At 38.6% G+C, this 25,357-nt stretch carries 26 protein-coding genes and 1 pseudogene; 15 read left to right on the top strand and 12 right to left on the bottom strand.

Features of this window, described 5'->3' with window-relative positions; genetic code table 11:
• Window positions 1-399: a flagellar basal body-associated protein FliL gene (locus GQR55_RS13185; protein WP_149594114.1), complete on the bottom strand. Its 399-nt coding sequence runs from the start codon at window positions 397-399 to the stop codon at window positions 1-3.
• A 167-nt stretch (window positions 400-566) separates the two neighbouring features.
• Between GQR55_RS13185 and GQR55_RS13180 the strand changes: the two genes are divergently transcribed.
• Complete coding sequence (locus GQR55_RS13180) at window positions 567-1,118, top strand: chorismate lyase (protein WP_166420969.1); 552 nt, start codon at window positions 567-569, stop codon at window positions 1,116-1,118.
• Window positions 1,115-1,993: a 4-hydroxybenzoate octaprenyltransferase gene (gene ubiA / locus GQR55_RS13175; protein WP_166420968.1), complete on the top strand. Its 879-nt coding sequence runs from the start codon at window positions 1,115-1,117 to the stop codon at window positions 1,991-1,993. The genes GQR55_RS13180 and ubiA overlap by 4 nt, the downstream gene beginning before the upstream one ends.
• Window positions 1,994-2,031: 38 nt before the next feature.
• On the opposite strand, the gene GQR55_RS13170 is transcribed toward ubiA, so the two are convergent.
• The 3 genes from GQR55_RS13170 to GQR55_RS13160 all read right to left on the bottom strand — a co-directional run bounded on the left by GQR55_RS13170 (window position 2,032) and on the right by GQR55_RS13160 (window position 4,427).
• Window positions 2,032-2,652 (bottom strand): 2OG-Fe(II) oxygenase, encoded by a 621-nt coding sequence (locus GQR55_RS13170; RefSeq protein ID WP_166420967.1) that lies wholly within the window; start codon window positions 2,650-2,652, stop codon window positions 2,032-2,034.
• Window positions 2,653-2,743: 91 nt separating this feature from the next.
• Window positions 2,744-3,628 (bottom strand): LysR substrate-binding domain-containing protein, encoded by an 885-nt coding sequence (locus GQR55_RS13165; RefSeq protein ID WP_166420966.1) that lies wholly within the window; start codon window positions 3,626-3,628, stop codon window positions 2,744-2,746.
• Window positions 3,629-4,004: 376 nt separating this feature from the next.
• Window positions 4,005-4,427, bottom strand: coding sequence for a DUF2721 domain-containing protein (locus GQR55_RS13160; RefSeq protein ID WP_010554403.1), 423 nt, complete (start codon window positions 4,425-4,427; stop codon window positions 4,005-4,007).
• Window positions 4,428-4,502: 75 nt separating this feature from the next.
• On the opposite strand from GQR55_RS13160, the gene GQR55_RS13155 reads away from it, so the two are divergent.
• Genes GQR55_RS13155 through tsaD form a run of 3 tightly spaced genes read left to right on the top strand, consistent with a single transcriptional unit; the run spans window position 4,503 to window position 6,492 of the window.
• A complete protein-coding gene (locus tag GQR55_RS13155; RefSeq protein ID WP_166420965.1) occupies window positions 4,503-4,856 on the top strand; it encodes a DUF2007 domain-containing protein in 354 nt (117 codons plus the stop codon).
• Entirely contained in the window at window positions 4,849-5,439 is a 591-nt protein-coding gene (locus GQR55_RS13150; protein ID WP_166420964.1) for a YjaG family protein, read from the top strand. The genes GQR55_RS13155 and GQR55_RS13150 overlap by 8 nt, the downstream gene beginning before the upstream one ends.
• A 39-nt stretch (window positions 5,440-5,478) precedes the next feature.
• Window positions 5,479-6,492, top strand: coding sequence for a tRNA (adenosine(37)-N6)-threonylcarbamoyltransferase complex transferase subunit TsaD (gene tsaD, locus GQR55_RS13145; RefSeq protein ID WP_166420963.1), 1,014 nt, complete (start codon window positions 5,479-5,481; stop codon window positions 6,490-6,492).
• Window positions 6,493-6,503: 11 nt separating this feature from the next.
• On the opposite strand, the gene plsY is transcribed toward tsaD, so the two are convergent.
• A complete protein-coding gene (gene plsY, locus GQR55_RS13140; RefSeq protein ID WP_166420962.1) occupies window positions 6,504-7,115 on the bottom strand; it encodes a glycerol-3-phosphate 1-O-acyltransferase PlsY in 612 nt (203 codons plus the stop codon).
• Between the two features lie 392 nt (window positions 7,116-7,507).
• Here plsY and folB point away from each other — a divergent pair, with 392 nt between their 5' ends.
• The 3 genes from folB to GQR55_RS13125 are packed head-to-tail and all read left to right on the top strand — an operon-like array spanning window position 7,508 to window position 9,153.
• Window positions 7,508-7,867, top strand: coding sequence for a dihydroneopterin aldolase (gene folB, locus GQR55_RS13135; RefSeq protein WP_166420961.1), 360 nt, complete (start codon window positions 7,508-7,510; stop codon window positions 7,865-7,867).
• A complete protein-coding gene (gene folK, locus GQR55_RS13130) occupies window positions 7,868-8,356 on the top strand; it encodes a 2-amino-4-hydroxy-6-hydroxymethyldihydropteridine diphosphokinase (RefSeq protein WP_166420960.1) in 489 nt (162 codons plus the stop codon).
• Complete coding sequence (locus tag GQR55_RS13125) at window positions 8,353-9,153, top strand: undecaprenyl-diphosphate phosphatase (RefSeq protein ID WP_121954390.1); 801 nt, start codon at window positions 8,353-8,355, stop codon at window positions 9,151-9,153. The genes folK and GQR55_RS13125 overlap by 4 nt, the downstream gene beginning before the upstream one ends.
• Window positions 9,154-9,215: 62 nt before the next feature.
• Here the strand turns inward: GQR55_RS13125 and GQR55_RS13120 are convergent, their stop codons facing one another.
• On the bottom strand, window positions 9,216-10,004 hold the full coding sequence (locus GQR55_RS13120) for a hypothetical protein (protein ID WP_166420959.1): 789 nt from the start codon (window positions 10,002-10,004) through the stop codon (window positions 9,216-9,218).
• 251 nt (window positions 10,005-10,255) lie between these two features.
• Between GQR55_RS13120 and mpl the strand changes: the two genes are divergently transcribed.
• The 5 genes from mpl to GQR55_RS13095 are packed head-to-tail and all read left to right on the top strand — an operon-like array spanning window position 10,256 to window position 14,601.
• Entirely contained in the window at window positions 10,256-11,611 is a 1,356-nt protein-coding gene (gene mpl / locus GQR55_RS13115; protein ID WP_166420958.1) for a UDP-N-acetylmuramate:L-alanyl-gamma-D-glutamyl-meso-diaminopimelate ligase, read from the top strand.
• Window position 11,612: 1 nt separating this feature from the next.
• Entirely contained in the window at window positions 11,613-12,233 is a 621-nt protein-coding gene (locus GQR55_RS13110; protein ID WP_002961027.1) for a flavin prenyltransferase UbiX, read from the top strand.
• Complete coding sequence (locus GQR55_RS13105) at window positions 12,233-13,162, top strand: ABC transporter ATP-binding protein (protein WP_166420957.1); 930 nt, start codon at window positions 12,233-12,235, stop codon at window positions 13,160-13,162. Before GQR55_RS13110 ends, GQR55_RS13105 begins: the two co-directional genes overlap by 1 nt.
• Window positions 13,163-13,930: an ABC transporter permease gene (locus GQR55_RS13100; RefSeq protein WP_165739646.1), complete on the top strand. Its 768-nt coding sequence runs from the start codon at window positions 13,163-13,165 to the stop codon at window positions 13,928-13,930. It abuts the gene before it with no gap.
• Window positions 13,930-14,601, top strand: coding sequence for an SAM-dependent methyltransferase (locus tag GQR55_RS13095; RefSeq protein ID WP_166420956.1), 672 nt, complete (start codon window positions 13,930-13,932; stop codon window positions 14,599-14,601). Before GQR55_RS13100 ends, GQR55_RS13095 begins: the two co-directional genes overlap by 1 nt.
• A gap of 6 nt (window positions 14,602-14,607) precedes the next feature.
• Here the strand turns inward: GQR55_RS13095 and GQR55_RS13090 are convergent.
• Window positions 14,608-16,478 (bottom strand): annotated as a pseudogene (locus tag GQR55_RS13090) (GGDEF domain-containing protein).
• A gap of 264 nt (window positions 16,479-16,742) precedes the next feature.
• Between GQR55_RS13090 and panP the strand changes: the two are divergent.
• The gene (gene panP / locus GQR55_RS13085; protein WP_166420955.1) at window positions 16,743-18,368 is read left to right on the top strand and encodes a pyridoxal-dependent aspartate 1-decarboxylase PanP; all 1,626 of its coding nucleotides are present in this window, start codon (window positions 16,743-16,745) and stop codon (window positions 18,366-18,368) included.
• A 57-nt stretch (window positions 18,369-18,425) separates the two neighbouring features.
• Here panP and serA read toward each other — a convergent pair whose 3' ends face one another.
• The 5 genes from serA to metK form a co-directional block, all read right to left on the bottom strand.
• The gene (gene serA, locus GQR55_RS13080; protein ID WP_166420954.1) at window positions 18,426-19,655 is read right to left on the bottom strand and encodes a phosphoglycerate dehydrogenase; all 1,230 of its coding nucleotides are present in this window, start codon (window positions 19,653-19,655) and stop codon (window positions 18,426-18,428) included.
• 9 nt (window positions 19,656-19,664) lie between these two features.
• Complete coding sequence (gene rpiA, locus GQR55_RS13075) at window positions 19,665-20,318, bottom strand: ribose-5-phosphate isomerase RpiA (protein ID WP_024600598.1); 654 nt, start codon at window positions 20,316-20,318, stop codon at window positions 19,665-19,667.
• Between the two features lie 53 nt (window positions 20,319-20,371).
• Window positions 20,372-20,968 carry a 5-formyltetrahydrofolate cyclo-ligase gene (locus GQR55_RS13070; RefSeq protein WP_166420953.1) on the bottom strand — a complete coding sequence of 199 codons (597 nt, stop codon included), beginning with the start codon at window positions 20,966-20,968 and terminating at the stop codon, window positions 20,372-20,374.
• 18 nt (window positions 20,969-20,986) lie between these two features.
• The gene (locus GQR55_RS13065; RefSeq protein ID WP_166420952.1) at window positions 20,987-21,535 is read right to left on the bottom strand and encodes a hypothetical protein; all 549 of its coding nucleotides are present in this window, start codon (window positions 21,533-21,535) and stop codon (window positions 20,987-20,989) included.
• A 175-nt stretch (window positions 21,536-21,710) separates the two neighbouring features.
• Window positions 21,711-22,862 carry a methionine adenosyltransferase gene (gene metK / locus GQR55_RS13060; RefSeq protein WP_166420951.1) on the bottom strand — a complete coding sequence of 384 codons (1,152 nt, stop codon included), beginning with the start codon at window positions 22,860-22,862 and terminating at the stop codon, window positions 21,711-21,713.
• Between the two features lie 303 nt (window positions 22,863-23,165).
• Between metK and tkt the strand changes: the two genes are divergently transcribed.
• Complete coding sequence (gene tkt / locus GQR55_RS13055) at window positions 23,166-25,157, top strand: transketolase (protein WP_165739638.1); 1,992 nt, start codon at window positions 23,166-23,168, stop codon at window positions 25,155-25,157.
• Window positions 25,158-25,357: the final 200 nt, after the last annotated feature.

The raw sequence follows: 25,357 nt of genomic DNA, 5'->3' as shown, positions 1-25,357 counted from the left end.
CTAATGATATAAATATTTAGTGAACAAGACTTCACGGATGATCTCTTGTCCTGTTTCTTCTTTTAACAGGCTTTTTAGTTTTTCGGCGCACTTTGCACGTATTTCTTCTCGACCAGTAAGTGATTTTATTTTCTCTTCAGACTCTTTTGAAAATATTTCTACTAAGGCATCGCGCAGTAAAGGGGTGTGGTGCTCTACTATTGCAATATCTGAAGTGTCATTAAGCATTAAATCTATAGTTACGCGCACATAGCCCATTTTTTTACTTGATGGGCCAATATAGTTAGTAATTATATCTGGCTCAAAACCAAAATAACCAACTGTGGATTCAGCTCGAGCTGTAAAGCTTATAACGCTTACAAAGAATGTAAAAAGACCTGCGTATACTATTTTTTTCATATTTAAAGCGTTTCTAAAAACCTGTTGTAAATAGTTTATACCCAATGGTGTGTAATAAACAGCGCCAAGCAGTTATTTATCTTAGTTATTTATGGCAGTAAATCATCACTTTTTCAAATGCATTGGCAATGTTATTATTGCTCCGGTTTTTATTTAATTGAGCAATTGTGACTACTTTTCCTATTTCTTTGTCTGCCAATTGGCAACATACTTCACAAGTAAGTGGCTTAACAGCGACTGAGCGTGATTGGCTATTTGAGCCTCATTCATTAACGGCTAAATTAAAAAGTCGATCGCAAAACTTCTCTGTAAAAGTGCTCAGTGAGCAAACGTTTGATTTATCGGTTGAGCAACAAAAATTACTTAGTTGCACAGCCGTATCGGCACTAAATAGAGAAGTAATTTTGTTATGTGATGATAAGCCAATGGTCTACGCACAAAGTTGGCTACCCGACAATAAACGACAAGATAAATCGGATAATCCTCTGCTTAACATGGGAGAGCGACCTCTTGGTGATGTTATTTTTCAAGACCCTCAATTAGTGCGCACTGATATAGAAATAGCATGTTTTAACAGCGAACATTCATTGCAGCAGTTGGTGTCTCAATTAAATTTATCTAAACAAAACTTACTAGGTCGTCGAAGTGTGTTTTCGCTACGAGATTATAAGTTTTTAGTGTGTGAAGTATTTTTACCCGGGGCGTATTTGTACTCATGAGATTAGCTACTTTAAAGCCAAAACATATTCCTTACTACATACAGCTAATGCGTATAGATAAGCCTATAGGTACCTTGTTATTACTTTGGCCAACATATTGGGCTTTGTGGTTTGCTAATAGCGGAATGCCTAGCTTACTCAACTTTATCGTATTTACATTAGGTGTGGTTGTTATGCGAAGCGCAGGGTGCGTAATTAATGACTTTGCAGATAGGAAAATAGATGGCTCGGTAAAGCGTACTGCTCAGCGGCCGCTAGCTTCAGGGCGGGTTAGTAGTGGTGAAGCACTTAGCCTATTTTTACTGCTCATAGTTATTGCGTTTATTTTAGTATTAATGCTTAGCGTTAATACTATTTTGCTTTCTTTTGGGGCTTTGGCTTTAGCCTTTTGTTATCCCTTTATGAAGCGCTATACACAATTACCTCAAGTCGTTTTAGGAGCTGCATTTGGTTGGGCTATTCCAATGGCATATATGGCTTCAATAAATGCATTACCGCAGCAGGCATGGTTATTATTTATAGCCAACATTTGCTGGACAGTCGCTTATGACACTATGTATGCCATGGTTGATAGGGATGACGATTTAAAAATAGGGGTAAAATCAACCGCTATTTTATTTGGTAAATTCGACCGCCACATAATCTTTTTACTTAATGCTGTATTTATATCGCTGGTTGCGTTTATTGGTATAAGTAATCATTTAAGTGTCGCGTTTGGCGTTGGTTTGAGTGTAGCAGCTGGTTTATTGGCCTACCAACAAACGCTTATTCATAAACGTGAAAGAGATGCCTGCTTTAAAGCATTTTTAAATAATCATTATGTGGGTTTGGCTATTTTTATAGGGTTATTATTTTCGTACCCAATGGCATTTTAAAAGCCTCAATAAAGGCTGTTAAAATACTTAATTTAGAGCTATCGGGGCGGATCAATAATGCCGCTAATAGAGGCGTTTTTTCTAAACCATCCAGCAATAGAATAGCGTTCGTCAACTGCAGGAAGCACTTCATGAGCAAAACGTTCGCTTTCAAACATAACCAATGTGCCAGCAGTTGGTTTAATGGTTATTTCTACTTCTTTACTTTTAGGTTTATATATAACAAGTTCGCCACCTTGCTCTGGCGTATTCAAATAAAGCACCGTTGTAAATACTCGATTAGAGCGACCTTTAAATGCATCTAAGTGTTTTTTGTAAAAGTCCCCCTGTGTATATTTTGCATAATGGCATTCGTAATCAAATAGCCCCATAAAAAAGCTACGATTTAACGTGGTTTTTATACTTTGCATTATTGCTTGATACGTAAGCTGTGCTTGAGAGCTGCCGTCAAACCAATAGGTTTTGTCAGTGCGAATAGTTTTATCTATTTGTAAGTTATTTAATCGACCAATACCGGCAAGGCTAAAGTGGGGGTTTATACGGTGGCAGTCTGCAACTAAATCGTTAACTAAATCGGCAATAAGCGCGTTATGAATTACGGTGTATCCTTGGCGTTCTATATCATCTAAATAGACATCAGGACAAAAAAGTGTGTTCATCCACATCAGCTGTTTAAAAAAGGTGCGACAGTGTAGCCGAAAAGCGATTTAAAGCTACTGTTTATTATGCCGCACTTTTTAAAATATAGGATTAGCTAAATGTAGCTCCCGCTTTCTTTATAAGCGATAGTAAATGCTCTACATGTTCAGTAATAGAGGTTTGCTGGCTTGTTTGTACAACGAGTTGTTCGTGGTTTAAATCTTTATTTGTTTTCAGTTGCACGAGTTCAGGGTTTTCTGCGATTGTGTTTGCATGTTCAATGCTTGCAATAGCAAAATGATCTGATTTAACTACGCCAGCCATTACTTGCTCGATACTGCCCACTTTAATACTTGATGATTTATTTAAAGAATCAATAGCTTCATTAAGCATCGTTTGCACTTGTTTCGATTGAGAGAAGCAGCCAAACATAGGGTAGCTATCAAGATTTTGCTTACTTATATCGTTTTTATGTGCAAGAGGATGATTTTTTGAAACAAATAATACAAGCTGATCAGGTAAGTGAATATCACTGCCAATACTATTAATCGCTTGAGAGTATACACTTATGTCTATTTCTCCTTGTTGGAGTTTACGTGTTAGCTCTTGCTGATCTTGTAATTGCATTTCAATTTTTATATGTGGATATTGAGCTAAAAACTGCCCACAAGAAATAGGTACTATGCTGCTTGCCTTATTGGTATAGCCAATAACCAGCTTTTCGTTAGCATTACCGTTTACTAATTGAAAAATCCGTTTTTTCGTTAGCTCAAGCTCCGATAGAGTCGTTTTAGCATATTCAAGAAAAAGTTCGCCTTCTGGCGTTAATTTAACTGAACGTGTTGAGCGTTTTACTAACTCATATCCCATTTCATTTTCAAGTGTTTGAATGCTGCGCGTTAGCGCTGAAGTACTGATTTGGGTTTGTTCAGCTGCTTGTCTAAAGTGACGTAACACTCCAAGTGCTACAAATTGCTCTAATTGTTCAAATCTCACTTTATAGTCCTTTTTTATAAGTAAGTCGCAGATACAGCGGACATCAAATATATTAATTTTTATTCTAAAGTTTAGTAAAATTTTATATTGAAATATATTTGCTAGTTCATACGTGTTTCCAGCAGGATACCCCCCTTTTAGTATTAATTAAAGAAAAAAGCGACCAAATAGTATTACTTTTTTAATTGAAGACTAGTTGTTTATTGCTCTTTATCGACATTTTTGCAATTGACTATTTTCATAAAGTTATTCTTAGTCAATAGGTTAATTGGATAATTGGAGTCTGATTGTTCTAAATAATAAAAAAGTATGTCCCAAAATGGGGCATACATATAAGATTATTGTGACAAATAATAGGGAGGCGATAAATACAAATTTATTTCACAAAATTCCGACTAATCCTATTGCTTAATGGTTTGTTTTCAATGCTTTGCAGTTCTATTTCAATTGCATCGCAGGAAATATGTATTTCAAATAAAGACGTTAATAACGATAGACTTAAACAAGCTAAACTAACACCAAATAAAATAATGCCCGTGGTATTAAATTCAATAAATAAAGCAAACATTGAAAATGTACACAGTAGAAAAGAGGCGACTCCGTATACTTGCATTGTTCTAATTAGCTTAATGCGTTTACGTAAATTAGTGATTTGAGCCACTACAACAGGGCGAATAGATTCACCCTCGCGCGTATTTAACTCCCTAATTAATTGCGCTAAAACTAAAAATCGGTTTGTATAGGCTAGTAATAGCAGCGATATGGCCGGGAAAAGTAGGCCCGGGGTTGTAAGTGTCATGTTTATTCCTTAAAAGTGCAGCATGCTAGTAATCTAGCGCAGGATATTGTTAACACAAAATAAATGAGGTGAATATTGCAAAATATTAATAATAAAAAATCAACAGATAGCTCCTTTCAATGGGTTACAATTTATAAAGCCGAAAATACCCTTGAAGCTAATATTATTAAAGGTTTAATACAAACCAGTGGCATTGAATGCAAAATAAAAGGTGAGATGCTCCAAGGCGCAATGGGAGAAATTCCATTTGATCAAACACAAGTTAGTGTGCAGGTTTATGCGATAAAAGAGCGCCATGCGCGACAAATATTGGTAAACTATCAACAAGTAAAACAATCCGCTCCAGATTGGGTATGCCCTAACTGTAATGAGCATAATGGATCAACATTCGATTTTTGTTGGTCGTGTGAGACGTTAAAGAATGACTAAAGCAAATAATTTTCAGCGTATTAGAGAGCTTAACTATTTACAGAAAGCCGTTTTAGCGAGTGCTTTAATAGAGCGAATGCTGCCAAATTACGGTTTATTTAGCGAAGCAACGGGGTTTGGTGACGAAACCTTATTACGTAGTTCGCTTAATGTTTGTTGGGAAAAAATATTACTGCCAAAGAGTAAAATAGATCTCGAAAAACAAGTTGAAAAAATAGAACCTAATGTTCCTGAGCTTGCTGATTTTGATATGTTTGGTGCTTACCCTGCTATTGATGCTGCAACGTCTTTACTTAGCTTAATGCACGGTTTAATGGCGCAAGATGAGCAAGAGTTCATTAGTGTTAGCAAAATATCTCAAGCAACCGTAGCGCGCTTTATTGAATATCAAATGACGGTTGAGGGCGAGGTTGCAGATAACACTGCAGTTAGAGAGCATCCATTAATGCAGTATGAAATTGAAGTATTAGGTGAGCTAATTGATTTTGTAGAAAATATGGGGCGTATTACCTCTGATAGCGTAAAGGCACTTAAAAAGTTTGCCCTTGAAGATGGCCAAACAAATATTGGTCTTACGTTATAAAAGTAGCAAAGTAAAAATTTAAAAGGCAGGAGAAGTACTGTGCGAATTTTAGGCATTGAATCGTCATGTGATGAAACAGGTATTGCAATATACGATGACGAAAAAGGCTTGTTAGCTCATCAATTATACAGCCAGGTAAAAGTACACGCTGATTATGGCGGTGTAGTACCGGAACTTGCATCACGCGATCATGTTCGTAAAACGCTGCCACTTATAGACGCTGCTTTTGCACAAGCGGGTTGTGGCCCCGAAGATTTAGATGGCATTGCTTATACCGCAGGCCCAGGTTTAGTTGGTGCATTATTGGTAGGCACTTCTATTGGTCGCTCGTTAGCGTATGGTTGGGATATTCCTGCTGTTGCAGTTCATCATATGGAAGGGCATTTACTTGCTCCCATGCTTGAAGAAAACATCCCTGAATTTCCGTTTATAGCACTACTTGTATCGGGCGGTCATACCATGATGGTTAAAGTAGCGGGTATTGGCCAATACGAAGTATTGGGCGAGTCAGTTGATGATGCCGCAGGTGAAGCATTTGATAAAACCGCTAAGTTACTTGGTCTTGATTACCCTGGAGGTCCGCGCTTAGCTAAAATGGCCGAACAAGGCGTTGCGAAGCGCTTTATTTTTCCTCGCCCGATGACTGATAAACCGGGCCTTGATTTTAGTTTTAGTGGTTTAAAAACTGCGGCATCAATCACTATTCGTGAAAACGACGATGATGAGCAAACTAAAGCTGATATAGCGCATGCATTTCAAACTGCAGTTATTGATACGCTGGTTATTAAGTGCAAGCGAGCGCTTAAACAAACGGGTATTAAGCGTTTAGTAATCGCCGGTGGTGTAAGTGCAAATACACAACTACGTTTACAGCTTGAACGCGTAATGAAAGGTATGAAAGGTGAAGTCTTTTATCCGCGTACTGAATTTTGTACCGACAACGGTGCAATGATTGCGTATGCCGGAATGCAACGTTTAAAAGCAGGGCAATTTGCCACGCTTGATATGAAAACAAAACCTCGTTGGCCAATAGATAGCCTTGAGCCGATTTAACTGCTCATATTTTAAAGATTTTTGTTTTCATCAGTGGGTGCTTTTTTAGCGCCCACTTTTGGTTCGTCTCCACTAAATAGTCTAATAACATTAGTACGATGACGAAATATAATTAACAGCGTAATAAAAGCAACAGGAAGTGTATAAAGTGGTTTTATCAGCCATGTATATAAAGGCGCTAAGGATACAGCTACAAGCGCTGCAAGTGATGAATAGCGTGTTATTGCTACAACAACAAGCCAAGTGCATACAAGCAAACCAGCTAACGATAAGCCAATAGGTAATAATGATCCAAATGCAGTTGCTACAGCTTTACCGCCTTTAAAGCTAAAAAACAGTGGGTACATATGGCCCAAGCAAGCTGCTACAGCGACTAAACCTAGCTCTAAAGGTTCAACTTCTAAAAAATAAGCGCCCCAAACCGGAATAGTCCCTTTTAAAATATCAAACACTAAAACCAAGCAAGCCGGAAATGCTCCGCCTAATCTATAAACATTTGTAGCGCCTGGGTTGTTAGAACCGCTATTACGAGGGTCGGGGAGTTTGAACAACCGCGACACTAAAATAGCCGACGAAATCGACCCAAGTAAATAAGCTAAAACAAACATTATAGTGGCTAACACACGCTTCCTTATTTTTTAATTGCTATACCAATTGATAGTACTTTTAAGCTATTATTGGCAGCAAAATTTATCGTGAAAATTATTAACAGGCTATTTAATAGCTAGTTTATACCAACCTGCATAAATCTTTGATCAATTTAACGAATTAAATTGCACTATAACGTCGTTAGAAATTTTTTATTTAGAACAACTAGATACAAAAATTTTTGCCTAGTTCTAGCGTAATTTCCTTAACGTTAAATAGACCCCGTATATAAGCAGATTGGTATTAGTTATTTTGCTATTGTAGAAGTTATTTTTACATATTTAAACACTGGTTAAACCATAGTCAGTATTAATTTTATTAATGCTTTGTATAGTTGCTTAGTAGTTTGTTGTTATTTGGAGTATCAATGGATAAGGTTTTTATATCTCAATTGCACGTCGACACCATCATTGGAGTGTACGACTTTGAAAAAGAAAGTAAACAGAGCCTTTATTTTGATATTGAAATGCTCAGCGATATTAAGCCTGCAGCCGAAAATGACGATATTAATTTAGCACTCGATTACTCAAAAGTAAGTGAGCGAGTTATTGAGCACTGCACTTTAAAACCTGTAGAGTTGCTAGAAACTTTAGTTGAACAATTAGCGCATATTATTTTAAGCGAGTTTAATACGCTACAAGTTACTATAAGAGTAAGTAAACCAGCAGCAGTAGCACAAGCGCAAACTGTAGGTGTTGAAATTACACGTGTTAAGGCAACTGACTAAATGGCTAAAATTTATATCAGCCTAGGGTCAAATATAAATAAAGCGCATTATATACAATGTGCATTAATTGCACTTAAGCAGCACTTTGAACATATTGTACACTCGTCTGTTTTTGAAAGTGAAGCAGTTGGGTTTGCTGGCAATAATTTTTATAATTCAGTGGTTGGTGCATCAACGGATATGCCATTGGTTGATGTATGCGCTTTATTAAAGCAAATAGAGCGCGATAATGGTCGTAATGCAAGCGACAAAAAATTTAGTCCACGAACGCTCGATTTAGATTTACTATTTTATGATGATGTAATTTGCGATTCCCCTGCGCAACTACCACGAGATGAAATAACTAAAAACGCATTTGTATTACAACCTCTTAGCGAGGTTGCCCCAGATTTCTATCATCCTGTAGCTAAACAAACAATTGCCCAGTTATGGAATGAATATAATAATCCTCAACAAAAACTATGGAAGGTGGAGTTTTCTAACCCATGAGTATCATCGAAATAATTATTTTAGCCCTCATACAGGGATTTACTGAGTTTTTACCAATATCGAGTTCGGCGCATTTAATTCTCCCATCGCAAATTTTGGGCTGGGAAGATCAAGGGCTTGCGTTTGACGTAGCAGTACATGTTGGTACTTTAATTGCTGTTGTTATTTATTTTCGCAAAGAGGTCGTCGACATACTCAGTGCGTGGTTTAAATCCTTTGGTGCTCAAGGTACTACCGATGACAGTAAATTAGGCTGGTGGATTATACTAGGTACAGTGCCTGCCGCTATTTTAGGTTTACTTTTAAAAGACTTTATTGAATTGTATTTGCGAAGCGCTTGGGTCATTGCCACAACAACCATCGTATTTGGTTTACTACTTTGGTACGCCGATGCAAAAGGTAAGCAAATTAAAACTATTTACCAGCTCAATTGGAAAACGGCACTTATTATTGGCTTTGCGCAAGCTGTTGCAATGATCCCGGGTACTTCTCGATCAGGTATCACGATGACCGCTGGTTTAATGTTAGGTATGAATAAGCAAAGCGCAGCGCGTTTTTCGTTTTTATTGGCGATTCCTATTATTTCAATGATGGGGCTTTATTATATTGCAGAGCTTGCACTGGGTGATCATGTAGTTGATTGGAACACATTATTACTTGGTGTGGTGTTATCGTTCTTATCGGCTTATGCGTGTATATTTATGTTTTTAAAAGTAATAGAGCGAATGGGTATGTTGCCATTTGTGATATATCGTTTATTACTCGGTGTAGGTTTGATTGTATTTTTAACGCTATAAACAAACCTAATCAGTAAAACCAAAAAAGCACCTAGAGGTGCTTTTTTGGTTTTAAACTCAGCTTATAAATTTAATAAATAAGCTTCAATAAAGCGGCGTTGGTTAGCGGCTTTTGGCGCTGTTTTAAATATAAGTGTATTACCATTTTTACGTAGTTTTAGCTCATTAGTAAATTTACATTCGATAGCATTGAACTGCGCTATGTCATTTTTAAAGCTTTGGTCGTTTTCACACATGCTTGCCATTTCGTTTGCTACTTGTGCACAAAATGAACCTACTGCATACTCTTTTAGGTTTTCATCATCAATGTTTTCCCAATCAACATTGGTATTTATTTTTAACCCGCATTGCTTATCTATTTCGCTATTAGCGGCAGCTATATTTTTTTGCTGATACCCTAAATGCTTTTCACGATTAAACTTTGCAAGTTTAGCTTGAGTGCCTTTACTTAATTGTTGCTCGTATTGCGCTTTTAAATCTTCAACAATAGCAGGATTCGACTCTTCTTTTTTTGATAAGTAAGTACCATCACGAGTGTCTGGAATATAAAGGTTGTAAGAGCAACAGCGGTAGCCTTCTTCAACACTTACTAAACTTCTTTGTGTACCATCGTAAGTATATTTGTACGCTTTATTACTACCATGAGGTTTTAAATCGGTTAAAAATACAATCCCATCAATATCATGGTTTATGCCTGTTACTTTTACTAAAGCTTGTTTTTTATCTGTTGTTGGGGCAATAACAACATTAACGCCTTCGCCCGAACTTAGTTCTATTGGGTACTTAGCAAATTCCAAAGCAAAGCTTTTTTGACTAAGTAAAATACAGGCTATAAAGAATAGTTTTTTCATATTAAGTCCTTTTTAAGTTTTAAAGTTATACAGCAAGCTGGTTTATAACATTGATAATAATTGATTAAAAGAAATACAAGGTAAGTGAACTTGCCTATTTTAAAGTTTTTAGCGTTTAAAAAACTAATTAACGTGTTTTTGGCACGAGTGAATTGTGCAGACGTACATAGTAACTAAGCACGAATTTTGGCATTATAGCGCCATTAAACTTTGCATAGCTGTAAAGTGAGCATACGATTTAAGGAAAGTATATGCATATACATATTTTGGGCATTTGTGGCACGTTTATGGGTGGCATTGCAGCCATTGCTAAATCATTGGGTCATAAAGTAACGGGTTCTGATCAAAACGTTTACCCACCAATGAGTACGCAACTTGAAGAGCTTGGCATTGAACTGACTCAAGGCTACAACGTATCTCAATTAGAGCCAAAGCCAGATATGGTAGTTATTGGTAATGCAATGAGCCGTGGTAACTCATGTGTTGAGTATGTGCTTGATAAAGGCTTGCCTTATACTTCAGGCCCTGAATGGCTTAAACATAATTTATTACAAAACTCATGGGTACTTGCTGTAGCGGGTACCCATGGAAAAACGACCACTGCGAGTATGCTTGCATGGGTTTTAGAATATGCGGGTTTAAAGCCTGGTTTTTTAATTGGCGGCGTTGTTCAAAATTTTGGTGTATCTGCCAAAGTAGGTGAAACGCCATTTTTTGTTATTGAAGCGGATGAGTACGACACTGCATTTTTTGATAAGCGCAGTAAGTTTGTGCACTACCTTCCGCGTACACTTATTTTAAATAATCTTGAATTCGATCACGCTGATATTTTCGAAGATTTAAACGCAATAAAAAAACAATTTCATCACTTAATGCGTACATTACCTCAAAGCGGCAAGGTAATTTGGCCTAAGCAAGACGTAGCGCTTAATGACGTAATAGCACAAGGGCTTTGGAGCGAAAGCGAAACACTCGGTGATGATTGGAGCTATGAATTAATAAAAGCCGATGGTAGTGAGTTTAATGTGCTTTTAAATAACGAAAAGCAAGGCACTGTTCGCTGGCAAGCAATAGGCGAGCATAACGTTAAAAATGCAATTATGACTATCGCAGCAGCGCGCCATGTGGGTATAGCCATTGATCATAGTATTGATGCCTTAGGAGAATTTATTAGCCCTAAAAGACGCATGGAACTAAAAGCCGATATTAATAATATTAAAGTGTATGACGATTTTGCGCATCACCCAACAGCAATTAAAACTACGCTTGCAGGACTGCGCGCAAAAGTAGGCGATGAAAAAATTATCGCTATTTTAGAGCCGCGCTCAAATACTATGAAAATGGGTGTGCATCAATATACATTATTAGATTCACTGCGTGATGCTGACGACGTACTGCTTTTTGAACCAGAGAATCTAAATTGGTCGCTAAAAGAGCAAGCAGATAAAGCGGGCATGCAATGCTTTAGCAGCACACAAACAATTATTGATACGGTGCTTGAAAATATTAAGCCAAATCAACATATTTTAATTATGAGCAATGGCGGTTTTAATGGCCTTCATCAACACCTTGTTGATGGTTTAGCTGATAAATACAGCGGAGAATAGTGTGCAATTTAAAGATAGAATTACGCTCGCTTTTAGCGGTGCATCAGGTGCGCCTTATGGTTTAAGATTACTTGAGGTATTACTAGAGCAGCAATTTCAAGTTTACGTACTAATCTCAAGTGCGGCACGAGTGGTGCTTGATACAGAATCAAATATCAAGCTCTCTGGTAATGAAGATAAAGCCACAGAGCAGTTAAGTACGCTGTTTAATGCCAAACCTGAACAGCTAAAAGTATACGGTAAAGATAACTGGTTTAGCCCTGTGGCTTCGGGCTCTGCTGCCCCCAAAAAAATGGTAGTATGCCCGTGTAGTGCTGGGTCGGTTTCTGCAATTGCAGTAGGGGCGTCAGATAACTTATTAGAGCGAGCAGCCGATGTAGTTATTAAAGAACGCGGACAGTTAATTTTAGTGCCGCGCGAAACACCGTTTAACGAAATTCATTTAGAAAACATGCTTAAGTTATCTCGTTTAGGGGTGACAATTATGCCAGCAGCCCCTGGTTTTTATCATAAGCCACAAAGTATTGAAGACTTAGTTGATTTTATGGTGGCGAGAATTTTAGATCATTTAAACATTGAACATAACCTAACAAAACGTTGGGGTTATGGTGAGGGTAAGTAATGAATAAGCAAAATATTGCTTTAAATATAGAAGGCCTTACCAAGGTTTATAAAAATGGTGTTGAGGCTATTAAGGGCGTTGATTTACAAGTTCATGAAGGTGATTTTTTCGCTTTGCTTGGTCCAAATGGAGCCGGTAAATCAACCACGATTGGTGTTATTTCGTCGCTTGTTAATAAAACAAAAGGCAAAGTAGAAGTATTCGGTTGCGATATTGATACTGATTTAGAAGCTGCAAAAGCGCATTTAGGCTTAGTGCCACAAGAGTTTAACTTTAGTCAGTTTGAAACGCTTAGCCAAATACTTGTTAATCAAGCTGGTTATTATGGTGTACCGCGTGGTGAAGCGCATAAACGTGCTGATAAATACTTAGCGCAGCTTGGCTTATTAGAGAAAAAAGACAAACAAGCGCGTACGCTTTCAGGCGGTATGAAACGCCGATTAATGATTGCGCGTGCCCTTATGCACGAACCCAAGTTGCTTATACTTGATGAGCCAACGGCAGGGGTAGACATAGAACTTCGTCGTTCAATGTGGGACTTTTTACGCCAAATAAATGAGCAAGGCGTTACCATTATTTTAACCACGCATTATCTTGAAGAAGCAGAGCTGCTGTGTAAAAACATCGCTATTATTGATTCTGGTCGAATTGTTGAAAACACGACCATTAAAGCACTGCTTGCAAAGCTTGATAAAGAAACCTTTATTTTAGATTTAAAAATGCCAGCAAATCCTGTAACGCTTGATGGCTACAAATTTACCATGGCGGACGATCATACAATTGAAGTCGAAGTAGCTAAATCACAGGGCTTAAACGCGGTATTTAGCGCATTAACAACTCAAGGTAATACAGTATTGAGCATGCGAAATAAAGCAAACAGACTAGAAGAATTATTTGTAGAATTATTAGAGCAAGGGCGGGGCGAATAAATGTTTAAATATGGCGTAGCCTTAAAAAGTTTATGGATTAAAGAATGTATTCGTTTCTTACGTATTTGGGTGCAAACCTTAGTACCGCCAGCAATTACGATGAGCTTATATTTTGTTATTTTTGGTAACTTAATTGGTTCACGAATTGGCGATATGGGTGGCTTTAGTTATATGGAGTTTATTGTACCTGGCCTTATAATGATGTCGGTTATTACTAACTCTTATTCCAATGTAGCCTCTAGCTTTTACTCAACAAAGTTTCAAAAAAGCATTGAAGAGCTTTTAGTTGCACCTGTACCTAACTACATAATTGTACTGGGTTATATGGGTGGCGGCATGACACGTGGCATTATGGTGGGCTTTATAGTTACCTGTGTGTCGTTATTATTTGTTGATATTCAAATTCATAATATTTTTGTAATTATGGCAACGGTTATTTTAACTTCCGCTGTATTTGCTTTAGGTGGTTTGATTAATGCGATTTATGCAAATAGCTTTGACGATATAAGCATTATCCCCACCTTCATTTTAACGCCATTAACTTACTTAGGTGGTGTATTTTATTCGATTACCTTATTGCCTGAATTTTGGCAAAATGTATCACAAGTTAACCCAATTATTTACATGGTTAACGCGTTCCGTTATGGCTTTTTAGGCGTGTCGGATGTTGATTTAAGCGTGGCTCTTGGGGTTATTTTAGTATTTATAACAGCGTTATTTACATTAGCGCTTACATTGATTAAAAAAGGTGTGGGGCTAAGACACTAATGAGTGATGCAAATTCACGTAGTATTGTATCTAATCAAGCGGGTATTCACGAAAAGCTTGATGAAATAGTAAATAAGCACTTAGATGCTGAGTTTAAAAAGCCAATTGCAGCGCATACTCAAGCTGCGTTTGACGAGGTTAATGCTAAAGTACAAGCCTTTAATGGCCCGCTTATTTTAGACTCGTGTTGTGGCGTGGGTGAAAGCTCAGCTAACTTAGCTAAGCGCCATCCAGATGCCCTTGTTATTGGTATTGATAAATCGTCGCACCGATTAGATAAGCACGATGTTGAGTATAAGCAAACCGACAGTGGGCAGTACATCTTAGTTCAAGCAGACTTAAACGACTTTTGGCGCTTAGCGGTTGCTGCTAATTGGCAACCTACGCACCATTATTTGTTGTATCCAAACCCGTGGCCTAAATCTAAGCATATTCGTAGGCGCTGGCATGGAGCAGCTATTTTTCCGTTTATCGTTAAGTTAGGTGGGCAATTGGAAGTGCGCAGCAATTGGGATATTTACGTGAAAGAGTTCGCAAGGGCGCTTGAACTAACTGGCAACCCTTGCGATGTAACTCTTTATGAGTCAGACGACGCAATAACGCCTTTTGAGCGTAAATACTGGGCCAGTGGCCAGCAAAGCCACCGACTCGTTATTAACTTACCTCGCTAAAGTAAGTCAAAGTGCTAATTCTTCTTCTATAACCGTATTAACATGTGGTACTGGGTGGGCAAAATAGTTGCCTTGCATTAGTACCACATTCGCTTTTTTAAGCGCGGTTACTATGGTTGCGTTTTCTACCGACTCGGCCATTAGTTGCAAACCAAGCTGATTAGCAAAACTGGCTATGTGTTCAATAAACAAGTAAATGTCTTTGTCATTCACTATTTGCTTTATTAGCGCGCCATCAAGTTTAATACCATCCACTTCTAGCTTAAGTACGTTTGATATATTTGAGTAACCACTACCAAAGTCATCAATAATAACCTTAACGCCTTTTGTTTTAACCATACCAATAAATGCTTTTACTTCAGAAAAGTTGGCAATAGCTTGGGTTTCTAAAAGCTCTAACGTGATGTTGCTTGGGTGCGGGTAACGCTTTAGTTCATCAGCAATAAACTCGCTCAAATTAGGATCGAGCATATCTTGTGCTGTTATATTTAAACTCCAGCAAATATCGGTTTTTCTAAAGCGGCTAACACATTGTGAAAATATAGTACGGGTAAGTATTCCGTCCATTCTTGAGCGAGTCACTACATTTAAAAATGCATCAGGTTTTAACACTTCCCCTTGCGCTGTTACCATTCGAGCTAAACATTCGTACTGAACAACTTTATTGGTATTAGTATCAATAATAGGTTGAAAGTAAGGCACAATACGGTTGTTATCAAACGCTTCACGTACTTCTTTAGCCATTTCTACATTGTATTGATATTGTGTTTTTACATCGTGTAGTGCTTTTGAGTAGTTAACGACGTTGTGTCTACCTTGCTTAGCCTGTAGGGCCGCTATATGCGCGTTTTCGAGTAATAGCGATTTATTACCACTGGCAATACCTGCACAAAGGGTTATATAAATAAAAGGGTCGGTTAATACTGGCGTATTAAAGTTATAAGTTTTTACTAGGTCAGTAAATTCGTCATTACCCATTTCTTTAGGCGCGAGCAATACTATTTTGTTGGTTGCTAATCTGTATATATAGCAATGTGCAGAGCTTCTAAGCTTAAAGTGAGTAAGTAAGTTTTTCATTACTTTATCGCCCACTTCAGTACCATAAAAGCTGTTTATATCTTCTATTTCATTAACCCAAATAACGGCTAATTGCATGTGATGGGCATTACTTTTTTTAATGTAGTATTCAAGCGCGATATGATTTGAAAAGCCAGTACTTGAGTCAGTTGCTAAAGAGCGCTTTAGTAAATAAATGTATATGGCGGCAACGAGTATCGCGATAAAAAAGAAGAAGCTAGCCATTGCAGCAGCCTTCGATACGCTTTCTTTAAGTTGTAAATAGTTATATCGGCGCCCGTTAAATAGGTATTGCCGTTATTTGGGTCAACGTAAGGAATAAAAATAGTTTTAAAATGACCCCACTGATCGCTCGATATTTCAAATACAGGCTCTGTTGAATAAAAAGCACTTAGGTTGGCATCGGTGGCTTCAGGGTAGAGATCTAAAAATTGTGTTACTTTGCCATTATTTTGATCGTCTTGCGTGTAGCTTGATGAGCTAAAAAGAACCTTACCGTCTTTTAAAATCATTGAATATACGTAGGCAATATCAAGTGCTTGAGCAAACTCAGACAGTTGCTTACTTTTATTTTGATAGTAAGAAAAGCTTATATTATCGCCTTGATTAACAGCACTTAAATAATCCTCACCTAAAATATGTTTAACGCTGGCGGCGGCGTTAAGTAAGCGATTATCAACCGACTGCATTATTTCAGCACGCGTGGTTTGGTAAGTGTAGTAAACATAGGTAAGCAAGCTTATTAAAAATAAGCTAAAGCCTGCCACTATCCAACTAACTTTGACTCTTCCTTCTGGCATATGTGTCCCTTTTTTGTTATCAAATTTATTATACCCAAAATAAGTAAATGCCCAATAAATAATTAGGTTTGGAAGAGTTTTAATTAAATTATCATTTTTTTGTCATCGCTTTGATTGCTTTTATAGGTTTAAACGAGACATTTTAGTTATATTGCAGTAAAGTTAGCGCAATTTTTAAAGAAACACGATTGCTCTAAATGTCCTAATAAGTAGGCGTTTTTGATGGGTAAGCGCGTGTTTTAGCTACACACACTAGGTATTGAGATGGATCAAAAGCGTTGTGCCGTCGCCTCTAAAGAAAGCCTTAAGCGTATATTTACTGTACCTGAAGCGCCAGACTCAACTTTAAGCAAAATCGAGCTTGAAATTTCGAGTAATTTAGCAGGTTTTCTAAACGAAAATATAGCGGCAATTGAAAAACCATTACATGAAATCGAAAAAGATTTTCAGTCGGCAGTGATCCCAGAGGATCCAACGTTTGTATCTGCTTATGCCCAAGACATAATGGAGCAACTTGTTGCACATTCTGTGCATACAGCTGCGCCTAGCTTTATTGGTCACATGACCTCTGCCTTGCCGCATTTCTTATTACCGCTGTCAAAATTGATGGTAGGGCTAAATCAAAATCTAGTAAAAATAGAAACGTCTAAAGCGTTTACGCCTCTTGAGCGTCAAGTGCTTGGAATGATGCATCATTTAGCTTATGGGCAAGAAGATGCGTTTTATTCTAAATGGATGCATAGTGCTAAAACCTCATTAGGTGCATTTTGCTCTGGTGGAACGGTTGCTAATATTACTGCGCTTTGGATTGCTCGAAACCGCTTATTAAAACCCGATGGCGATTTTAGAGGTATCGGCGCACAAGGCCTAATTGCCGGTATGCTGCATTACGGCTATAAAGGTTTAGCAGTATTAATATCAGAACGCGGACATTACTCATTAGGTAAATCGGTTGATTTACTCGGTATTGGCCGCGATAACTTAATTGGTATTAAAACCGGCGAAAATAATAAAGTAGATGTAAAAGCTATGCGCGAAAAAGCACGTGAGCTTGAATCGCAAGGCATTAAAGTAATGGCGATTATTGGGGTAGCGGGTACAACCGAAACCGGTAATATTGACCCACTTGATGAAATGGCCGACTTAGCACAAGACATTAACTGCCATTTTCATGTAGATGCGGCATGGGGCGGAGCAACGCTTTTATCAAACACGCATCGTCCTTTACTCAAAGGAGTTGAGCGAGCAGATTCAATTACTATTGATGCACATAAGCAAATGTATGTACCAATGGGCGCGGGTTTGGTGTTATTTAAAGACCCCGCTGCAACCGATGCAATAGAGCATCACGCTGAGTACATATTGCGTAAAGGTTCAAAAGACTTAGGTAGCCACACACTTGAAGGTAGCCGACCAGGTATGGCAATGTTAGTACATGCTTGCTTACGTGTTATTGGCCGTAAAGGTTACGAAATGCTGATTGATCGAAGCATCAAAAAAGCACATTACTTTGCTGATTTAATTAAAGCTGATGAAGACTTTGAGCTTATTTCAGAACCTGAATTGTGTTTATTAACGTATCGTTATGTACCTAAGCAAATTAAACAAGCAATAGCCGAAGCAGATGCTGCAACTCGGTTAGATATTTTTGCCTCTCTGAATCGTTTTACTGCCAGTATGCAAAAACGTCAGCGAGAGTCTGGTCGCTCATTTGTATCACGTACTCGTTTAACGCCTTCTAAATACGACAATCAACCTACCGTTGTATTTAGAGTGGTACTTGCAAACCCGCTTACCTCAGGCGCTATTTTAAAAGAGATATTAGCTGAGCAAAAAGAGTTGGCTGCAACAGATCCGGTATTCAAAAAATACTTAAGAAAGTATATGTAATCTAAATACAAAAAAGGGTCACTTTGAAGTGACCCTTTTTAATATAAAAAGTATTTATTAATGTAAAATACGTGCTCTAATTGTACCCTCAACAGCGCTTAGTTCTTTAAGTGCTACCTCAGATTGATCTGTATCTACATCAATAACTACATAACCAATAGATGCGTCTGTTTGCAGGTATTGCGCAGCAATATTAATACCGTGCTGTGCAAACGCTTGGTTAATTTGCGTTAGTACACCAGGGCGGTTGTGGTGTACGTGTAATAAACGGCTACGATTAGCAAGCTCAGGCAGCGATACTTCAGGGAAGTTAACCGCAGTAATAGTTGAGCCATTATCTGAATATTTAGCCAGTTTACCCGCTACTTCAATACCTATGTTTTCTTGTGCTTCTTGTGTTGATCCACCAATGTGCGGTGTTAAAATAACATTGTCGAATTGGCGCAGTGGCGATACAAATTCTTCATCGTTAGATTTTGGCTCAGTAGGGAATACATCGATTGCTGCACCACTTAGTTTTTTCTCTGTTAGTGCTTCTGCAAGTGCATCAATATCAACAACAGTTCCGCGTGAAGCATTGATCAAAATAGATCCCTGCTTCATAACAGCAAGTTCTGCGCTACCTATTAGGTTTTTAGTTTGCGGTGTTTCTGGTACGTGTAAGCTAATAATATCAGAGCGTTGTAACAGCTGAGTTAGGTTGTGCACTTGCTTTGCATTACCCAGTGATAACTTATCTTCGATATCGTAATATTCAACGTTCATACCGATGTTTTCAGCCATAATGCCTAGCTGAGTACCAATGTGACCGTAGCCAATAATACCTAAAGTTTTACCACGTGCTTCAAACGAACCATTTGCTGTTTTTAACCAGCCACCACGATGAGCCGCTGCATTACGCTCTGGAATACCGCGTAATAAAAGTAGGATTTCACCAAGTACAAGTTCAGCAACTGAACGAGTATTAGAAAATGGAGCGTTAAATACAGCAATACCGCGTTCGCGTGCTGCATCTAAATCAACTTGGTTTGTACCAATACAAAAACAACCTACAGCAACTAGCTTTTCAGCTGAGTCTAGTACGGCTTGGTTAATATGAGTACGAGAACGAAGCCCTACAAAGTGAACATCTTTAATGCGCTCTTTTAGCTCGTCCTCAGGTAAGGATGTTTTAACGTAGTCGATATTGCTATAGCCGTTACGTTTTAGCGTTTCAACAGCGCTTTGGTGAACACCTTCAAGCAAGAGAATTTTAATCTTGTCTTTTGCTAACGATACCTTACTCATAACCTCATCCTATTTAATTTGTGGCCCATTTTTAGTACCGATAATCACTTTATCAGCACCACGCATCGCAAATAGGCCGTTGGTAACTACGCCAACAATTGAATTTATTTGTGCTTCAAGTTGTTTAGCATTGGTAATTTTTAAGTTAAATACATCTAATATAACGTTACCGTTATCGGTAACAACACCTTGGCGATAAACAGGGTCACCACCAAGTTTTAATAATTCTCGTGCAACGTAGCTGCGCGCCATCGGGATAACTTCTACCGGAAGCGGAAAATCACCTAATGTATCTACTAATTTGGTGTCATCAACAATACACACAAATTGCTTAGCAACAGCAGCTACTATTTTTTCGCGAGTAAGGGCTGCACCGCCACCTTTAATCATTTCGTTCTGAGCGTTTATTTCGTCAGCGCCATCAACGTATACATCTAAAGCAGCAACATTATTAAGCTCAAATACTTCAATACCTAACGCTTGTAGTCGCGCAGTTGAAGCTTCTGAGCTAGATACCGCGCCTACAATAGTGTCTTTTACTGAGCCAAGAGCATCAATAAAATGGTTAACAGTAGAGCCTGTACCTACGCCTACAATGGTGTTTTCTTTTACAAACTCGAGTGCTGCCCAAGCAGCTGCTTTTTTTAATTCGTCTTGTGTCATTGCTTTGTGCTCATATATGTCAGAAATATGCGGTTAGTAACTAAATTTAAATGTTACCAACTGTATGTTTTATCTGGGGTGATAATGGTTTTAAGTGGTACATCCCACGATTCTATTGGTAAAGTTTCAACTTTTTGGCATTCATGTGCAAGGCCAATTAGTTGCGGTTTTTGCCAATTTTGTTCGTGTAAACGTGCCAATGTTCTGTCGTAAAACCCACCTCCCATTCCTAGGCGATTACCTTGTTTGTCAAATGCAACTAATGGCATAAGGAGGTAATCAAGCGCTGGTAATGGGCATATTTGAGAGCAGTTCAGCTTAGGCTCCAAGATACCATAGCGATTTGCTCTCATGGGTGAGTTTTTCTCATAGCGCTGAAATAGTAAATTAGCGCCATTAAATGGGTGTATTATAGGTAGGTGAATAGCATGCTTTAAACTCCATAATTCTTTAATTAACAATGAGGTGTCTAGTTCTCCATCGTTACTTAAATAAATGGCAATATGCTTTGAATTCGTTGTTTTTTCGCTTTTTAGATGTTGAATAAAATTCATTTTTAGCGATTGAGCAGCAATTACTTGCTGATTATTTGACAAGTTATTACGAATTTCACGAATATCAGTTCTTATTTGTGCGCGCTTATTGCTCATTAAATTATTAAACCGCTACTAAAAAGAGAATAAATCAGGAAAAACTAAAAAAATAGCCAACACTATTAGCAACGTTGTGGCAGTAGCAATTAGTGAATACAAAAGTAAGTTGCTACGTTTTTTAGGTGTTGCTAAGTCATCATCTAGCATTAGGTCGTCATCTTGCCATTCGTCAATATTTTCGTCTGGTGCTTTTAATTGAGTTTCAGGAAGACGTTGCTCTAACTCATCTAGTTTTTCTTCAAGGCGAATTAAGCTGCTAGTGATGTAATCGAGTGCATCAAAAATACGTTCATCACGTTGGTTGTTATTTGCAGCAGGGTTTGAGCCATTTTGAATGATGTTTGAAACAGCTTGAAGCTTACTTTTAATGCCTAAGCTTGCTAGTAATTTAGCCTGTTTTAACGCTTTGTCTTTATCGCTTGGTGTAAACAGTGGCTTACCTTTAAAAAAAAGAGCTACTTTTTCATCTGACGTTTTTAATTTTGCAGCTAAGTTTGCGCACGCTGTTTTTATGTCAACGTTATCGGCAAGTCCTGAAAATATAACACGAAAGTTATCGGCCATTTAACTGTCCCTAAAGCTTTTATAATGAAATGAGTATATACCTAAAGTACAAAAGAATTCGAGGTCGATTTAATAGTTATTTTGTCGGCGCTCTACAAACAATATAGCGAATAAGTTTTAGATGTAAAAACGGCCCTTAAAAGGGCCGTTTTTAATTTACTACAACAATTTTGGCTTAAAGGCCAGCAGCTGCGCGAAGTGCGTCTGCTTTATCTGTACGTTCCCATGGGAACTCTTCACGACCAAAGTGGCCGTAAGCCGCTGTAGGAAGGTAGATAGGGCGCTCTAAATCAAGCATTTGAATTAAGCCGTAAGGGCGTAGGTCAAAGTGTTCACGAATAAGCTCGATTAAACGGCTTTCTTCTAGCTTGCTTGTACCAAACGTTTCAACGCTGATAGAAGTTGGCTCTGCAACACCAATTGCGTAAGAAACTTGTAGCTCACACTTATCAGCAAGGCCAGCAGCCACTACATTTTTAGCTACGTAACGTGCAGCGTATGCAGCACTACGGTCAACTTTTGATGGATCTTTACCAGAGAAAGCACCACCACCGTGACGAGCCATACCACCGTATGTATCTACAATGATTTTACGACCAGTTAAACCACAATCGCCCATTGGTCCGCCAATTACAAAGCGACCTGTTGGGTTAATGAAAAACTTAGTTGCACTTGTAATAAGTTCTGCAGGAAGTACCGGCTTGATGATTGTTTCCATCACCGCTTCTACTAAATCTTTTTGTGAAATATCTTCGCTGTGCTGAGTAGAAAGTACTACAGCATCAATACCTACTGGTTTGCCATTTTCGTATGCAAAAGTAACTTGAGATTTTGCATCTGGGCGTAACCAGTTAAGCTCGCCGCTTTTACGAACCTCAGCTTGGCGCTGAACTAAACGGTGTGAGTAAGTAATTGGAGCAGGCATTAGTACTTCTGTCTCGTTACATGCGTAACCAAACATTAAGCCTTGGTCGCCAGCGCCTTGTTCTTCTGGGCTAGTACGGTCAACACCTTGGTTAATGTCAGGAGACTGTTTACCAATAGTGTTTAAAATTGCACACGAGTCTGCATCGAAACCCATGTCTGAATTTGTGTAGCCAATGTCACGAATTGTTTTACGTGTAATTTCTTCGATATCAACCCATGCGCTAGTAGTGATTTCACCACCAACCATAACCATACCGGTTTTTACGTAAGTTTCGCATGCAACACGGGCATGAGAGTCTTGCTCTAGGATAGCATCAAGTACCGCATCAGAGATTTGATCGGCGATTTTATCCGGATGACCTTCAGAAACTGATTCAGAAGTAAATAAATGTTTTGCCATTGTAATTCTGCTCACAAATATTGCGCTTCACAAACGTCGGTATTAGCGCTAAAAAATTAAGGGGCGTATTTTATCGAAAACAAAACACCTTGCATAGTGTTTTTACGCCTAGACGTCTAAATAAAATGTATAATAACTTTTTGGTCTTAAAAAATATTCATAATGCCTCATTTTTATGGGGTTTTTAATTGCACACAGCCCCCACAATAAGTAAGAATGGTGCCATAAAAGCTCTTAAGTGACTTATGAGCATAAACGATTACATAAATACCCGCGCAAATACACATAAAGGTAGGAGAATTCATGCCATCTCGCAAAGAACTTGCAAATGCTATTCGCGTCTTGTCAATGGACGCAGTACAAAAGGCCAAATCTGGTCACCCTGGAGCCCCTATGGGCATGGCCGATATCGCAGAAGTACTATGGCGCGATTATCTAAAGCATAACCCAACAAATCCAGAGTGGGCTGACCGTGACAGATTTATTCTTTCAAACGGCCACGGTTCAATGCTTATCTATTCTCTATTGCACCTAAGTGGTTACGATTTACCATTGGACGAAATTAAAAACTTCCGTCAAATGCATTCTAAAACACCAGGTCACCCTGAATACGGTTATGCACCAGGAATCGAAACTACTACGGGTCCATTAGGTCAAGGGATCACAAATGCCGTAGGTATGGCAATTGCTGAAAAGGCGCTAGCTGCACAGTTTAACCGTGAAGGTCACGATATTGTTGATCACTTTACCTATGCATTTATGGGCGACGGTTGCCTAATGGAAGGTATTTCTCATGAAGCGGGTTCACTTGCTGGCACATTAGGCCTTGGTAAACTTGTTGCATTTTGGGATGACAACGGCATTTCTATCGATGGTGAAGTAGAAGGTTGGTTTACAGATGACACGCCAGCTCGTTTTAAAGCCTACGGTTGGCATGTAATTAGTGGTGTTGATGGTCACGACAGCGATGCTATAAGTGCTGCAATTAGCGAAGCAAAAAGCGTTACCGATAAACCTTCACTAATTTGTTGTAAAACAATTATTGGTTACGGCTCACCTAATAAATCTGGTAGCCACGATTGTCACGGTGCACCACTAGGTGATGACGAAATTAAAGCGTCTCGCGAATTCTTAGGTTGGACTGGCGATGCGTTCGAAATTCCTGATGATATTTACGCACAATGGGATAGCAAAGAAAAAGGTCAACAGCTTGAATCAAGCTGGGACGAAAAATTTGCAGCATACGCAAAAGCATACCCAGAGCTTGCAGCTGAATATAAGCGTCGTATTAATAACGAACTGCCTGGCGATTGGGCTGAAAAATCTCAAGCGTATATTGAGCAATTACAAGCAAACCCAGCAAACCCAGCGTCTCGTAAAGCGTCGCAAAATGCATTAAATGCGTTTGGTCCGTTATTACCAGAATTTATGGGTGGCTCAGCCGATTTAGCTGGCTCAAACTTAACAATTTGGGATGGCTCTAAAGGTTTAACACGCGATGATGCAAGCGGTAACTACATTTATTACGGTGTGCGTGAGTTTGGTATGTCAGCAATTATGAATGGTATTGCCCTTCATAAAGGCTTTATTCCTTACGGTGCTACGTTCTTAATGTTTGTTGAATATGCAAAAAATGCCGTACGTATGGCTGCATTAATGAAGCAACCAAGCATTTTTGTATACACGCACGATTCAATTGGTTTAGGTGAAGATGGTCCAACTCACCAACCAGTAGAGCAAATTGCAAGCATGCGTTTAACGCCTAACTTATACAACTGGCGTCCGTGTGACCAAGTTGAGTCGGCAATTGCATGGCAACAAGCTATTGAGCGTAAAGACGGTCCTACATCGTTAATCTTTACTCGCCAAGGTCTTGAGCAACAAGCGCGTGACGCACAGCAATTAAGTGACGTTAAAAAGGGTGGTTACATCCTTAGCTGTGACGGCAATCCAGAGATTATCTTTATTGCGACGGGCTCTGAAGTGCAACTAGCACAAGATTCAGCAAGCGAACTACGCAGCCAAGGTAAAAAGGTACGTGTTGTATCTATGCCTTGTACTGATGCCTTTGAAACGCAAAGCGCAGCATACAAAGAAAGCGTATTACCGGCATCAGTTTCACGCCGCGTAGCAGTAGAAGCGGGTATTGCTGACTACTGGTACAAGTACGTAGGCCTAAACGGCGCAGTAGTAGGTATGACTACTTTTGGTGAGTCAGCACCTGCAGGCGAGCTGTTTGAGCACTTTGGTTTTACAGTGGCAAACATTGTAAGCAAAGCAAACGAGCTTTTTTAATAGTATTTGATTAAATAAAGTAAGTAATTGAAAAGCCCGCACTGTGAAAAACAGCGCGGGCTTTTTTGTTTGAATAACTGTAAAAGCGTTGCTTTAAAACGCCAGCAAGCTGCGCGTCTTGTATCTCTCATTGATAAATGATTAGCTATCATTTATCACATCGAAGTCAGTGAGCTTGCCTGTGCGTCTAGTATTTAATA

The organism is Pseudoalteromonas sp. Z1A8 (assembly GCF_011378855.1).
GTDB lineage: Bacteria > Pseudomonadota > Gammaproteobacteria > Enterobacterales > Alteromonadaceae > Pseudoalteromonas.
The sequence above is the reverse complement of the archived record's forward strand: the minus strand, read 5'-3'. Positions and strand labels throughout refer to the sequence as shown.